The following is a 15,445-nucleotide window of genomic DNA, read 5'->3' as shown; positions in this document are numbered from 1 at the left end:
TTTAAAAACAACTTCATTATTTATGAAATTTTTCCTGACACCCCTATTTTGGATATTCAGTTATCTGTCTATCGGGCGAAGCGCTACCCAGAATAATCAGGAAGCTTTTTTGAATAAGGACAGCATTAAGTCTACGCTGGATGGGAATACCCAGGTTTTTTATTATTATAAATCCACAGATAAAAAGTCGAAACCTTTGATTGTACAGCTCCATTCCTGGAGCTACCCCGCTGATTCTCTGAAAACACTTGATCTTGATGTTATCGCAAAAACTAAAAACTATAATTATGTATTTCCGAATTTCCGTGGTGTAAACAACCATCCAAAAGCTTGTTGCAGTGAATTTGTAATTGCCGATATAGACGAATGTATTGATTGGGCATTAAAAAATATGAATGTTGACAAAAAGCAAATTTACATAATTGGATATAGCGGAGGGGGATATGCAACCTTGTCTATGTATATGAAATCCCGTCATACTATTAAAGCTTTTTCTGCGTGGGCTTCTATATCTGACCTGGCGGCATGGTATAAACAATCTGTTGAAAGGAAAAATAAATATCCAAGGGAGATCATTAGCTGTATAGGAGCTGGGAACAACTTTGATTCGCTAAAAGCGATAGAACGTTCTCCACTTGTTTGGACAACTCCGGTTAAAAAAAGAAAAAAAAGTACGTTACAGATATTCGCCGGTATTCATGATGGACACAACATTGGTGTTGTTCCTATTTCACAATCTATCAGTTTCTACAACAAAATTATCGCTGATTATAAGGAAAAAGATGTTTCAAAATATGTAAGTAAAGAAGATGAAAAAAGAATGGTTGACACACAGACATTCCGGGTATCAGATACAACTAAAAAAATTGGCGGTAAGCTGATCTATTATCAGAAATCGTCAAAAAATGTTATGCTTACTATTTTTGAAGGCGGACATGATATGTTGAGCAAGCAGGCATTAGAATACATAGAACAGAAACACGAATAATGCTATCATTGTCATTAATGGATTTGTGTATCTATTCTGCGAACAGACCACCATCATAAGAATGATTAATTTTCGAACAGGAGAAAAGAAAATTTTTAGTGTCGTAAACTGTAAATTTAAAATTCATAAACTTTCAATATGAAAAAACTGTTTCTTCTTTGTTATTGCTTTATTTATGTTTCATTTTTTTCAAAATTGTTTGCCATTATCCGGCTGCCGCCTGTCATGAGCAGCAACATGGTGTTACAGCAAAATTCACAAGCTACTCTATGGGGGTGGTCAGACCCCAGCGAACGTTTTACCATTACCTGTTCCTGGAAAACAACTGTTGATTCTGTACAGGCCCCTAATAGCGGAAAATGGAAAGCAAAGATCAGCACCCCTTCTGCAGGTGGACCATATACTATTACTATCAAAAGCAGGATCAACACCATCGTTTTGGAAAATATTTTGATCGGTGAAGTATGGATATGCTCCGGGCAGTCAAATATGGAAATGAGCAACACACAACATATAAAAGAAGAAGGCACAAAAAGCAATAATGATAAGATACGGTTCTTCACTGTTGCCAAAAAAACTGCTGAATATCCACAAGATCATGCCGAAGGGCAATGGGTCTCTTGTAATGAAGAGACACTACGTCGCTTTAGTGCTGCCGGTTATTTCTTCGGAAAAAAACTGCATCAGGAACTTAATAATGTTCCCATCGGTCTTATACAGTCGGCATGGAGTGGTACACCGGTTGAATTATGGGAACCTGTTGAAGTACTTAACAGCGACCCGGCCATGAAAGAAGCTGCTACAAAAATAAGAAATGTTACATACAGGCCGAATACTCCGGGACTTATTTACAATGCAATGATTTATCCCATTTCAAATTATACTATTGCAGGTGTTATCTGGTACCAGGGCGAAGGGAATACTGCACGGGCCAGCACCTATGAAAAAATGTTTACCGGCATGATCGGTGCATGGCGCAAACAATTTGAACAGGATTTTCCTTTCTATTATGTGCAGATAGCACCGTACACATATGAATACACATTTGAAGGAGCGTTGCTGATGGAACAACAAACCCGTTCGCTATCATATCCAAAGACAGGTATGGTGGTCATCACCGATCTTGTTGACAATGTAAAAGACCAGCATCCAAAAAATAAATTAGATGTAGGCTTACGACTGGCAAATATTGCTTTAGCTGAAACGTATAAACAAAACATTCCGGCACCTGTTTATTTAAACCCGAAGTTTAAAAGAATGGATGCAAGCAAAGCAAAGATCAACCTGTATTTTGATAATGCTCCTAACGGCTTCATGGTAAAAGGTGACGGAACACCCACTGAATTTCTCATCGCAGGAACTGATCAAAACTTTTTGCCTGCTGAAGTTAAAATAGAAAAGGATAGAATCGTTGTTTCCAATAAACGGATCAGCAATCCTGTTGCCGTCCGGTTTTCATTCAGCAACACAGGCATGTCAAATGTATTTAATAAAGAAGGATTGCCTCTTATACCTTTCAGGACAGATAACTGGGAGGTGGTGCCTGCGAAACAATAAATTACATTTTCGCTGCTTGCAACAAGTTGTTTATCGCATCTTCACTCTCAACAAATATTTGGTGGCAGTAAGATAAATTGTTTTGCCATCAGGAGATAAAGCACAATTGGCAACGCTTGTTCCATTAATTTTTATCTTGCCAATCAGTTCCCCAGTTTTAGTAAAGATCCAGATACCACCTGGTCCTGTTGCAAATACATTTCCTTTCTTATCTATTTTAAAACCATCACAACCACCCATACCTTTCTCAGTTCCCGGGTTATAGAAAGTTCTGCCATTCGCTAATGACCCATCATTTGAAATATCATAGGCATACCAACCTCTTTGTCTTCCTTCTGTATTTGATACTAATAGTGTTTTACCACCAGGTAAAATACCAATACCATTTGGCGACTCTAAAGAATCGATTAGCAGTGTAATCTTTCCATCTTTATCCATCTTATAAACACCCTGGTAAGGAATTTCTTTTTTTGGATCTCTTGCTCCTCTTTCAAGGCCATAGGATGGATCAGTAAAATAAAGATCGCCGCTGGCAGTAAGAAAAAGATCATTAGGACTATTTAATCTTTTACCATCATACTTTCCCACTGCTGTAATAAATTTTGATTGCGGCGCATTGAGTGGCGCATCCATTATTGCAATTCTTCTGTCGCCATGCTGGCACACCAATAATTTTCCATCCTTAGAAAGAGCAAGTGCATCCGGGCCCATAAACCCGCCACGCTTTGCAGTATCTGTATAACCACCGGGTTTCACATAAACTTCTTTACCATTTGCTTCTGTCCATTTATAAATAGTATTGCCGGGAACATCGGACAGCAAAAGCATTTTCTCTTTCTCAATCCATAATGGTCCCTCAGTAAACTGAAAGCCTTCCGCAACTATTTCGATCTTCGCATCTTTGTTTATAAGCTTGGAAAGTTTGGTTGAAATAAATTCAATAGTTCCTGTTCCGGGTTTGTTTTCCTGTGTGTGCCCGGAAAAAAATACAGAAACTAATAAAATGAGAGTCGTAATTTTTTTCATATTGCCTGTTTATATTATTTAATGAAAGAATAAATCTGCCTATTAAATTATCTATTTTCAAGTTTGATTTATAAATAATTTATATACCCTTCCATATTTGTACGCAGTTTATACACCTTGCTGTAACTTACGATATACAATGTTTTCATATCAGCATCTCCAAAGCAAAGACTCACCGGGAAAGAAGGCAAATTGATCATTCCAACAAATACTCCTTTATTATTAAAAATCTGAACCCCGTAATACGTACATACATACAGGTTGCCCATTTTATCAATTGCCATGCCATCTGCACTGGAAGAACGGCCTTTTCTGTCCATTACATTTCCAGTAAGGAATAGCTTTGCAAATTGACGGCCGTTGGCAATAGTTCCATCTTCTTTCACATCATAAGCCCAGATAAAATTATCTTTTTCACTTTTTACCGGATACCATGATTCATCATCGTAGCAGTTGTTGATGTAAAGTGTTTTGCCATCAGGTGATAACACAATTCCATTAGGCATAGCAAATTCGTTCGGCTCTGTCAACCTTATTACTTTACCTTGTGGTGACGAATAATAGACTGCACGACCAGGTTGAAATTTTGTTGGTTCGATTGTAAACTGGGGATCCGTAAAATATACGCCACCTTTTACATCGGTTATTACATCATTAGGTCCATCAATAGATTTGCCTTCATACTTATCAGCAATTACTTTTACTACTTCTCCTTTTGTTGTCATTTCTACGACCCTGTGCCCCATCATATCGCAAACAAGAAGGTTCCCATTTTTATAAGGGTACAATCCATTTGTTTGCATTTTACCCTGTGTTATATTACTGTAACTGCCATTAGGATCCAGTTCAACCGTAGAACTTTTTTGAGGACTTGCATTGAATTTCTGATCAAAATACATGTTTGAAAAATAAACTTTTCCATTCATCCATTTGGGGCCTTCAGTGAAAGTAAGTTCAGGTTTTGTTTTTTTCCCATCTACCAAAAGTTCTATTTTGGCATCAATAGGAATGATAGCATGATAAGCATCTAATGCTGTTTTTTGCTTTTCTAAATAATCAGGGCGGGCAGGCCAAAAAATATCCAATGCATCACAGCCCAATTCACCAATTTTTGCACCATGCACCATGTTGACGGGAATACGTACCACATCATTTGTTTTCATTGTTTGTTCTCCATCAAGAATTATCTCATCACATTCACCACGCAATACAAACATCATTTGTTCTTCAGGATGTATATGATGTGGAAATATAGATCCCGGTTCCATCGAAATAAAACTCAGCTGTGTATTTTTTCCGGATACTAACCGGGAATGAGCACCGGGGAGAATGGGTGTAAGCTGAATGTCGTATAGGTTATATACTCTATTAGCAGAAATGTTAGGTGTTTGAAAAGATTCAATATCTTTTATTTCTGTCGGCAGATTTTTTACAGCAGCTTTTTGCAGATAATCTAAACGCAATGGACTATATACTTCAATTAGTTTTGCTCCGGTCGCTCCTGCCGTAAGAGAGTTTTTAGTTCCTTTTTCAAGATATACAAAATCAGTTCTTGGAGTGCCGCTGTGGGTGCCATCTGGTTCTTCTCTTTTTTGGCCAATCATATTCACCATTGTGCCGTTGATAAGCTGATCAATTGAACCTTCCATCACAAATACAAACCTATCTGCGGTTAAAAGCTCTTCAGGAATTTTTGCATTGGGTTCAAGTTGCAACATGCTTACCATATTACCACTCCCCCAGAAAATTTTTGCAGTTATGCCAGGATAAAGTGTGGCACTTACAAGAGTATCTGATCCTTTTACTTTTCCTAATTTAAGATTAGACTCAAAAGAGACTGCTGGTATACCAGATAATTCCCGTTCAGTTAAATTGTGTTGCTTAATGAGTTCCTTATTTTTCTGTTGCCATTCAGGCAAAGAAGAAGAAGTACATTGGCTTAAGCTCATTACCAACAACAGCATAAAACTGCTGAAAGCAATATTCTTCGTTAGTGTTGATTTCATATTTCCCGTTGTGTTTATTATAAATTATGATAGTATTACTGTTGCGTCAAATTATGCAGATGTTACCATGTTCTTTTGCTCATCATTTTGTCCAGTTCTGCACGGGTCATTTTACCTAACTCAGGATGTTTTTCCAGCCATTTTAAAAAATCAGATTTTATCACATCTGACCATTGACTGTCTATTTCGCCGGTACTATATTTACCAGCTTTCACCATTTCATAACCAAACTGATCTTTTCGAATAACAAATTCTGAAGTGCTTACTACTTGTTCTGCTAAATGTGCAGGCACAAAGAGTACTCCCTCTTTTTGAGCTATTACCAAATCGCCAGGAAGCACCATTACATTGCCAATACGTATAGCAGTATTGAGTCCCATCAAAACCATTTCTTCGGTAAAAGATGGATGGAAATCCCGAACAAATGCATTAAACCCTTTGATGTTTTTTATTTCCTGTAAATCCCTGGCTGCGCCATTAAAAATTACTCCGTTACCTGATTTACTATAAATTGAATTGGCTAACGTTGCCCCCATAATAGATCCGCCGCTAATTTTTCCAAATGCATCGGCAATATATATATCACCTTTAGTTAGCACATCTATTGGCCAGGAATTCGTATTGCCTTTTCTTCCTTGCATGGCTCCTCTTTCTTTAATGTTTTTTTCTACGTCGGGGCGGCTTGGCATGTACATGGCGGTTACCGCTCTGCCTGTCATAGGCGTATCATTAACGCTCTTCCAATTTCCTTCAAACTGATTTGTATATCCTTCATTTTTCAAAACTGTCCATGCATCATCAATCATTATGTACTTAGCTCTTACTAAAAGGCTGTCTGGAATTTTAGGTCTCCCGTCAACAAACCGTTCACCCTTCCATTCAGAAGTAAGAAATAACATTTCGTCTTTGGAAATCGTTTGTGCAAATACACTATGATGCATTGTAATAACAAATAGCATTGTCGATATAATAACTCCGTGTAGTTTCATAGATCGATGATTTAATAAATTTGAAACTGTTTATCGTTTAGTAAAGAACTGACAGGCTTTATTCTTGTTTTGCCACTTTAATTTTTATAACAACTTTTTTTACCAGCTTATTACCACCGGGTGTAATATTAGGCCGGTGTGCTTCTCCGGGAAAGAATAGCAAAAAACTATTTTCCTTTACAGTAAAAATTTTTCCGTCGCCTGTATAATACGCAATGTCTGCTTTCTCGTTATAAGGCTTGCCCACTTTTACAGAATCAACAGGTGTTCTTCCCATCATTTCTTCTCCTCTGATCACATATTGCAAATCGATATAGTTAAGGTGTGATTCAAAAGTTGTTTTATCATAATCTTTCGTGGGTGCTTCTTGCACAATAGCAAATACATTGTCGCTATCAATTACATGCCGGCCAACGGTTAGTGTTTGCAGGTCCGTGTCTTTTAAGAAAGCAAATGCTTTATCCCAATATGTTTTGTTCAAATGATATTGCTGAGCAAACTTTACTTTATTGATTTCTGGATGCGGAGTTGCAGCGAGTCCTCCGAGATATTGTTTTTTCTTAAACCAGGTATTGGCTTTTTTTTCACTCCAGCTATTTTTTTCCTGAGCGATGACTGATACCGTTGTGCTAACGAAAAAAAGAATTACACAAAAAATATTTTTTTTCATAATAATTATAATTTAAAATAGTGTCGGCTAATCAATTGTTTTCCGGATTAATTGTAAATAATAAACCGCTCCGGCCGTATTGGCGGGCAATGCCTGAAATTTTATTCTCACTTTATTTTTTCCTTTAATCATTTCATCTGGTATAGCATATTCAATACTTTGAAATTTCGACTGGTTCCATTTTCCGGTATTATCTTCTGTTATTATTTTTTTATCATCGATATAAATTTCAAATTTTCTATTTCCCCATTCGGCTCCCCAATATTTTACACGCAGCGTTAGATCTGTTTCATTGTTAGTGGAAAGTTCATAGCTGAAAAAGCCATTATCACGGGCATCACGCCAAAATTCATCATGCTGGTTTCCTGTATTTGAATTTTGTTTTTGCATCAAGTGGTCTGCTTCCGGCTGTTGCTCTCCTGGCGCAACAAAGTCAACGGTTCGTTTTTGTAATTCCAGTTTTTGTTTTTCTGTAATAGCAATTGAATCAAGATAGGTTTGATAACCCGCATTGCTTAAAGCCATCCAGTACATCATATACCTTGCATCATGAATTTTATAAAACGGCTCAAAAATTATATTAATGGGATTAATCAATTTTATACCCGTAGCTGAAAAGGTCAGGGGTTTGCCTGCCATTGGTTTTAGTCTGCTTGTAAGTGACGCAATGTTATCTTCAATAATTATAGGGGCTTTATCCAAAGGAAGTTTTTTACCACTAGCTATATGTGCCCATCTTTCATCGTCTGCCACTAAACCTTTTAAGTCTTCTTTTCCGGTCTTTGCAGCGAGCAGAATGGGACCATGCATAATAGCAATGTAATTGGAAACATTAGGCATTTGCTCAATGCTGTTGTGCATCGGTAATATGACCGTAATCACATCGCCTTTTTTCCATAGCCGCTTAACAGCTATATACGATGAAGGATGATTGGTAAATGAAATTGCTTTCCCATTAACCGCCACTTTTAATGCACCTTCCTTTACCCATAAAGGATAACGGATCATCAAAGAAAAAAGGGAAGACCCTTCAGTAATCGTTATGCTTGTTTTTTCTTCATAAGGAAAAGCTGTTTGCTGTTTAATTTTTATTTTGTTTTCTCTCCAGTTTAATTCCGAAGGAATAAAGAGATTTACATATAATGCATTTTTTATGTGGGTGTAAATAAACTGGCTGTACTTGCCATGATTTTCCATGCCACTGCCTACGCAGCACCACATGCCTTCGTTGGGAGAAGAATATACTCTGTAATGACGGGGACGTGCCGGTGTAAAATAAACATAGCCACCATGCTCCGGATGCTGGGTAGACAGGATATGATTGTACAATGTTCTTTCATAATAATCTGCATATTTTGCCAACGGATTGACCCTGAATAAATCTTCGGTTAGTTTAAGCATGTTGTATGAGTTACAGGATTCAGGTCCTTCCACATCATTAACAAAATCTGATGCTGCAGTTACCGCGGGAAAAAATTCTCTTCTACTATTGCCACCAAATGCAAGACTTCGTTTTGTGGTAACTGTTTCCCAGAAAAAATCACCTGCTGTTTTGTAAATAATATCGTTTGCCAATTCACCAATGCGTTCAAAACCCACTGCTTTTGGCACCTGTGTATTAGCATGTTTATTATCAAGGTTATCTTTTTTTTCAGCCATTGCATCCAACAGCATTTTATGCGAAAATCTTTTTGCAGCAGTTAAATATTTTGAATCGCTGGTCATCTCGTATGCATCAGCAAAAATTTCATTCATACCGCCATGCTCCATATCCAGCATGGATTGCATTTGTGTATCTGTTAATGATGCCGTGATATTTATTCCCCAGTCGCAAAATTTCAAAAAGATTTCTTTTGCATCTTTGTTACCTGTGTACATCCATGCATCCCGCAAGCCTGCGTACATTTTATGTACATTGTACCAGGGTACCCATGCAGACCGGTAAGCTGCAAAATCACCTTGTTGTAAACTGCTCCATATTTTTTTCCCATTGGGCACAGCTCCTACATACCCTTTTCCCCAACCTGGATTATTTATACCGTTTGCATCCTGGCAAGCTTTCAATTCTGTAAGCATATAGTCCATCCGTTTTTTACATTCAGCATTTCCGGTCGAAGCATAATTCATCGCAAGCGCAGATAAATAATGTCCGCCCACATGTCCATCCAATCCATCCCAATTTGTAAATATTTTTGCTTTTTCAGGTAAACCGGCTTCCTTTCTGTAACCAGCTAATAAACGGTCAACATCATACTCCAAAAGAACTTTGATGTTCAGATCACGGGCATGTTGAAAAGGCCCATCGAGCAATTTTACATCTGCTAATGAAAATTCATTGCTATATAGTCTATTCTGGGCATCAGTAGAACTGACAGTTAGTGATAGGCAAGTAACAATAAACAGAATTATACTTATTTTTTTCATTTTTATTTTTATCGCAGCCTTTTAAAATTTCACAACTATTTTCTTTCCTGCGTAGCTAATTACTTTATCTGCGGCAGCTACTGTATTTTCTCCAACAGCTCTATTATTACTTACTATTACAATATTGAATGTTCTACTTTCCAACATTCCCGGGAAAGAACCGTTTCTATCAGCAATGGTTAACGTTCTTTTTGAGTTGTCCCAACTAAACGTAACAGTTGAATAAACTCCTTTTTCATAATTGTAATTATCGTTCTCATCCTCATACAATACAAATTTTCCATTCGCTTCCGGATAGATTCTTATTTCCAGATTATCCCATTTTTTTTCTTCGGCATATTGTACGCTTGGTCCAATAGGAATAATAGAACCTGCTTTTATATAAAGAGGAATAATATCAAGCGGAGTCTGTTTCGTTACTTTATTTCCCCCTGCTATTTTTTCACCGGTCCAGAAATCATACCAGTCAACGCCGACAGGCAAGTATGTTTCCTTTGATTTGATAGGGTTGAAATATTCCACCTGTATCGTATCTCTCCCATTTACACTGGGTTTAACATACATCGGGTTCGTAACAGGGCTTACCAGCAAAGATTTTCCAAACATAAACTCGTCGTTTATATCCAATGCATTCTTATCTGAAGGGAAATCCATCATCAATGCCCGCATCATGCTTGATTGGTTGGCCGTAACATCCCATGATGCAGAATAGATGTAAGGCAACAAACGGTAACGAAGGTTGATGTATTTTTCAATAGCATCGTAGTATTTTGTTCCTTTCGTTCCGAATTGATAAATTTCTCTTGGAGCATCAGCACCATGCGAACGCATTAAAGGACAGAAAGCGCCAAACTCCAGCCAGCGAACAAATAACTCACGGTATTCAGGGTCTTCTAATTTCCTGCGAAATTTTGAAAGAAAAAATCCACCAATATCACTGTTCCAGTATGGAATGCCAGTGAGTGAAAAATTTAATCCTGCAGAGATCTGATTTCGCAAAGCAGTCCATGATGATGTTACATCACCTGACCATGTATTGGCTCCATAACGTTGCTGACCGGCAAATGCCGAACGTGTAAGAATAAATACTCTTTTACTTGAATCAACTGCACGTTGATGCTGAAATACACCTCCAACCGTCATCAGGGGAAAAGCATTGCGAACTTTACGGAATGAACCCAAATAAGTTTTATTGTCTAAATCAGAAGGTTTAAAATCAAGATGGTCTGGTTCTGAAGAATCCAGCCACCAGCCATCAATCTTTAATGAATGTAAATATTTCAGGTAACGCCAATATATATCACGGGCAACAGGATTATAGGGATCATACACTCTTACACCGGATGGATAATCTTTCCTGGGTGGCCATTTTTCAGAACCGGATTGCGGCCATGTGCTAAAGTTCATTAAGGCGCCAATACTATCCAATTCCCTGTATTGTTTTGTATGAGGACCAAAGGAATTCCAGATGGAAATGGTTAAGTGTGCATTCAACTTATGTACATCATCAACAAACTTTTGCGGGTTGGGAAAGTCTACATTCAGAAACTCCATTGCATTCCATAAATAATTGTTACCCCAATATTGCCAGTCCTGTATAATACCATCAAGCGGCACACCCAATTCACGGTATTTCTTTACCACATCTACAGTTTCATCCTGGCTTTTATAACGTTCTTTACTTTGAAAGAAACCATAAGTCCATAAAGGGAACATCGGCACTTGCCCGGTAAGTGTACGCATCTTTGCGATCACTCCGTCTGCATTACCGCCATTCATGAAATAATAATCTATACAATCGCCAACATCTGATTTAAATGAAGTGCCCGCAACGCTATCAACAAACTGTGTGGGAGAATAATTATCCCAAAATAATCCATAGCCTTTTACCGATAGAAAGAATGGTACATAATCACTCGTATTATTCTGTATCATATTCAATTTTAAATTGCGCTGTATCATTTTACCCTGCTGTTGCTGACCTAAACCATAGATCGCTTCATCTTTATCTAAAACGTAAGTTTGTTCTATTGAGTAAGTATTACTTCCGGCATCATTGAAAGATTTAAATGAAGTGCTGTTTTCTTTTTCGTTTAATAATACAACTCCTGCATTGCTTGAAAAAGTTATTGTTCCGGTTGTAAGGTTGCATCGCACACTTATGCTTTCACTTTTCAATACAAGCATACCGGTCTCCTGCTTTGTACTAAAATTTATTTTTTCAGGTGTTGCAATAACGGAAAGACTTTTTTTAGTAAAAGTTGATCCTTCAAGCGATTTAATTATCCTTACGGTTGATGGATTATAAAATTCTATTTCAATATCAACTTTGTTGACAGTTGTTTTTATACCAGCATTCTTTTTTTGCCATATTTGTGCTTTACCGGTAAAGCCAACAGCTACCAGCATACAAATCATTATTAAAATTCGTTTCAGCATTCTTTTATTTTTTGAACATCTGGTCGATTAATAATTTTATATCATGTTTAAAAATTAGTCTGTCGCTTTTATTTTAACGTTCAGAAGTTTCATCATTTGCTCTGCATATCTTTTACCCAACATTCTATAACCCTCCGCTGTGAAATGCAGATTATCTGCAGCGTCGGGACAACCAGCAGAAGATATTACGTAGGAGTTCTTTATCATTTGTGGCAGCGTGGCTATGATCTTGTTCATGCCCGCACAAATGCCACCCTGATCTGCATTTACTGTTTCGCCAGCGAGCAACGGAACTTTTTTAGCTTTCAGGTGCAGGTCTTTTAATAAATTATCATACACCGTTTTTACTTTTCTCGTCCATAAAGAATCATTAGGATTTGATTCACCCTGGTGCAATAATATTCCTTTAATAATACCATCCTTTTGTGAATTTTAGCCAGCTCGACCAATCTTGCATAAGGATTACCATCGTATTGATTGATCATGCCGATCATCCAATTGGGTGCTTTTGTTATATACGTCTGATAATTATCTTTATCAAACAATTCGATTTTGCAGCCGCCTACTGCTACATTAATAATACCTACTCTTACATCCTTTGGTAAATTGGCAACTAATGTTCTGCCAAAATAATCAGCGGGAGTTAGTCCGGTTTTGCACCTGCTCAATGGCGGCACGGCAGTGTACCAATTACCTTTTATCCTGTGGAAATCGGAACAATCCACTGCTTGCAATACCTGGAAACGTTGATCCACGTTTACGGTATCCTGCGGTTGAATTTTTGCATTGCCTTCCATATTGGATTGGCCAAAACAAAGAAAGATGTAGAATTTTTTATCCTGCGAGAAGGATTTAAAACAAATAAGTATCGTCAGCGTAAGAATAATTCCGCATATTTTCAGCTTCATGTTATAGTGTTTCAAATGTGAAAAACATTTAGTACCATAAAAGCCATGATTTCATTCAGAATAATTTTTCAGTCCGACAGTGAAACTCTTACTCAAAAAATGGTACACCCTGTGTAGCATATTTCTTTAAACCTTCTTCGTTTATTTCTACACCGATTCCCGGTTTGTTTAATACTGTCAAAAATCCCTTATCATCAATAAAAGGCTTATCACTACCCTCATACTTAACAATCTCTTTCCACTTGGGTACTGTATCGAATTGGCTTTGCCATTCCAGAATATGGAAATTAGGAACTGCTGCGCAAACATGGGCGGTAGCCATGCAACCAAGGAATGAACCAACCATATGCGGCGAAAAAGGTGTGAAATAAGCATTAGCCATGTTTGCTATGCGCAGCCCTTCACCAAGCCCTCCGCATTTCTGAAGGTCAGGCATGATTAAATCGACTGCTCCTTCTGATAACAAACGGGCAAAACCGTAGGTCAGATAAAAATTTTCTCCACCACAAATTGGCGTACTTGTTTCTTGTGTAATGAATTTATATTGGTCAATATTGTCTGCGGGAACAGGTTCTTCCAACCACATAAGGTTCAGAGGCTCCATCACCTTTGCCACTTTTCTTCCTGTCGGTGCATCATATCGTGCATGCATATCGCAACAAATATCAATATGCGGACCGATTTCTTTCCGGACAGCAGCCATGCAATTATACATTCTTTCTACTTCAGCAAGGCTGGCAGTCCAGTTGACTCTGTCATACCTGTTAGGATCATTTGCTTCGTCAAGATCAAATTTAACCGCAGTATATCCTCTGTCAACTGCAGCTCTTGCCACTTTTGCAAATTCCTCAGGTTTGGGATTGCTGACAGAGTATAACTGCGTATCGCAATACACTCTTACTTTATCACGATACTTACCACCCATTAATTGGTAAATGGGAACGCCTAATGCTTTCCCGCATAAATCCCACAAGGCAGCATCAAAAGCGCTTAACACAGCTACATACATACCTCCCTGCGGTCCTCCAAAAGGATTTGCACGGAATTGGGTAAAAATGGCATTAGGATTTAAAGGACTTGCTCCTCTTCGTACTAACGCTCTGCCCATGTTCTGAACTAAATGATAAGTTCCGCCAACGGCATCTACTCCTTCGCCCCACCCCACTATATCCTGGTTCGTAAGAATTTTTACAAATAATCCTCCGCCGGAGTAAGCGCATTTAACATCGGTAATTTTTAAATCGGATGGCGCCGAAGACTTTGGTGCTTTATCAATTGCTTCTGTAAGCCCCTGTCCAAAAGTTGATAATGTTGCAAATGGTGTCATAGCTGCAGCTAATGCAGCTTTCGATATGAATGATCTTCTTGATTTTGACATTGTTTATTTTTTTATTTTTAATAAAGTAAAATTGAATTACAGTTATGCGTTGCCCGCTTTTTATTTTTGAATTTTAAATTCTGTTTCTCTTACCATGTACGGTCTTTTAGATATTCCTGTATCTGTGCTTTTCCAACAGGTAATTCATTGATGTGATCGTTCAACCACTTGGAAAAATCTTTTTCAATCTCATCTGACCACCTTGTATCAATTTGCCCGGCTGTGTATTTACCTTCTTTTAATCTTTGATGCCCAAACATATCTCTCAGTCGTACAATTTCAGAAGTAGTTACAACTCTTTCTGCCAGATGTGGTGGTATGAAAACAACTACACCTAGTTTTCCTAATACAACATCACCGGGCATAACTGTTACGGTGCGTATACGGGTGGGTTTGTTAATACCTATAATCATTGTAGTTAAATCTCTATTGGGCCCACCGCCGGGATTATGATAAGATGGATCATAACTGGTATAGAAAGATGTGAATCCGCCGATTTCTTTTAGACCTTCCACATCTCTTAATGCACCGTCATATACAATTCCGTTTCCTGTTCTGGCATAGATAGCATTGCCTACATTATCTCCAATCGTGGGTCCGTTTCTTTTAGCTCCGAACTGATCAGCAACATATACATCACCTTTTACCAACATTTCTACGGCCCATACATTTTGGGCTCTCCTTCCTTCTTTTTTTCCAAACGAGTCAATGGCCTTCCATACATCCGGACGTCCGGGCATGAAAGTTGTAGTTACCGCACGACCTACTAATACACTATCGGGGTTTATTACTTCCCATCCTTCTGCAATTTGGTAACGATAACCTGCATTGCTCAAAGTTGCCCATGCTTCTTCCACACTCACTGATTTCATTCTGCGGATAATGTCATCTGGCACTTTAGGTCTTCCATCAGGAAAACGTTCGCCTTTCCATTCGGGAGTAAGTGCTATTAATTCTTCTTTACTTATTTGTACCTGCTGGCTATTGGATTTCAGTCCAACGCTAATCGTTATTAAAAAAAGCAACAAATACCTGATCATGATTCTTATTTTTAAAAGTG

The 15,445-nt window shown here is 37.9% G+C and carries 10 protein-coding genes and 1 pseudogene; 2 read left to right on the top strand and 9 right to left on the bottom strand.

Annotated features, from left to right (window positions below; all coding sequences use genetic code 11):
• The first annotated feature begins 22 nt into the window (after nt 1–22).
• Together E6H07_11030 and E6H07_11025 are read left to right on the top strand one after the other, a co-directional pair.
• A complete protein-coding gene (locus E6H07_11030) occupies nt 23–988 on the top strand; it encodes a peptidase (GenBank protein ID TMI66398.1) in 966 nt (321 codons plus the stop codon).
• Between the two features lie 138 nt (nt 989–1,126).
• Complete coding sequence (locus E6H07_11025; GenBank protein TMI66397.1) at nt 1,127–2,545, top strand: sialate O-acetylesterase; 1,419 nt, start codon at nt 1,127–1,129, stop codon at nt 2,543–2,545.
• Between the two features lie 30 nt (nt 2,546–2,575).
• Here the strand turns inward: E6H07_11025 and E6H07_11020 are convergent, their stop codons facing one another.
• The 9 genes and pseudogenes from E6H07_11020 to E6H07_10980 form a co-directional block, all read right to left on the bottom strand.
• On the bottom strand, nt 2,576–3,571 hold the full coding sequence (locus E6H07_11020) for an SMP-30/gluconolactonase/LRE family protein (protein TMI66396.1): 996 nt from the start codon (nt 3,569–3,571) through the stop codon (nt 2,576–2,578).
• Nucleotides 3,572–3,639: 68 nt separating this feature from the next.
• The gene (locus E6H07_11015) at nt 3,640–5,577 is read right to left on the bottom strand and encodes a cupin domain-containing protein (GenBank protein TMI66395.1); all 1,938 of its coding nucleotides are present in this window, start codon (nt 5,575–5,577) and stop codon (nt 3,640–3,642) included.
• A gap of 62 nt (nt 5,578–5,639) precedes the next feature.
• Complete coding sequence (locus E6H07_11010) at nt 5,640–6,566, bottom strand: RraA family protein (GenBank protein TMI66394.1); 927 nt, start codon at nt 6,564–6,566, stop codon at nt 5,640–5,642.
• A gap of 58 nt (nt 6,567–6,624) precedes the next feature.
• Entirely contained in the window at nt 6,625–7,236 is a 612-nt protein-coding gene (locus E6H07_11005; protein ID TMI66393.1) for a DUF386 domain-containing protein, read from the bottom strand.
• Nucleotides 7,237–7,263: 27 nt separating this feature from the next.
• The gene (locus E6H07_11000) at nt 7,264–9,660 is read right to left on the bottom strand and encodes a hypothetical protein (protein ID TMI66392.1); all 2,397 of its coding nucleotides are present in this window, start codon (nt 9,658–9,660) and stop codon (nt 7,264–7,266) included.
• Between the two features lie 21 nt (nt 9,661–9,681).
• The gene (locus E6H07_10995) at nt 9,682–12,099 is read right to left on the bottom strand and encodes a DUF5110 domain-containing protein (protein TMI66391.1); all 2,418 of its coding nucleotides are present in this window, start codon (nt 12,097–12,099) and stop codon (nt 9,682–9,684) included.
• Between the two features lie 54 nt (nt 12,100–12,153).
• A pseudogene (locus tag E6H07_10990) lies at nt 12,154–13,007 on the bottom strand (sialate O-acetylesterase).
• An 88-nt stretch (nt 13,008–13,095) separates the two neighbouring features.
• Nucleotides 13,096–14,385 (bottom strand): mandelate racemase/muconate lactonizing enzyme family protein, encoded by a 1,290-nt coding sequence (locus E6H07_10985; protein TMI66390.1) that lies wholly within the window; start codon nt 14,383–14,385, stop codon nt 13,096–13,098.
• An 89-nt stretch (nt 14,386–14,474) separates the two neighbouring features.
• The gene (locus E6H07_10980; GenBank protein ID TMI66389.1) at nt 14,475–15,425 is read right to left on the bottom strand and encodes an RraA family protein; all 951 of its coding nucleotides are present in this window, start codon (nt 15,423–15,425) and stop codon (nt 14,475–14,477) included.
• Nucleotides 15,426–15,445: the final 20 nt, after the last annotated feature.

It is taken from the genome of Bacteroidota bacterium, assembly GCA_005882315.1.
GTDB lineage: Bacteria > Bacteroidota > Bacteroidia > Chitinophagales > Chitinophagaceae > VBAR01.
Note: the sequence above shows the minus strand (reverse complement) of the source record. Positions and strands in the feature narration are given on the sequence as shown.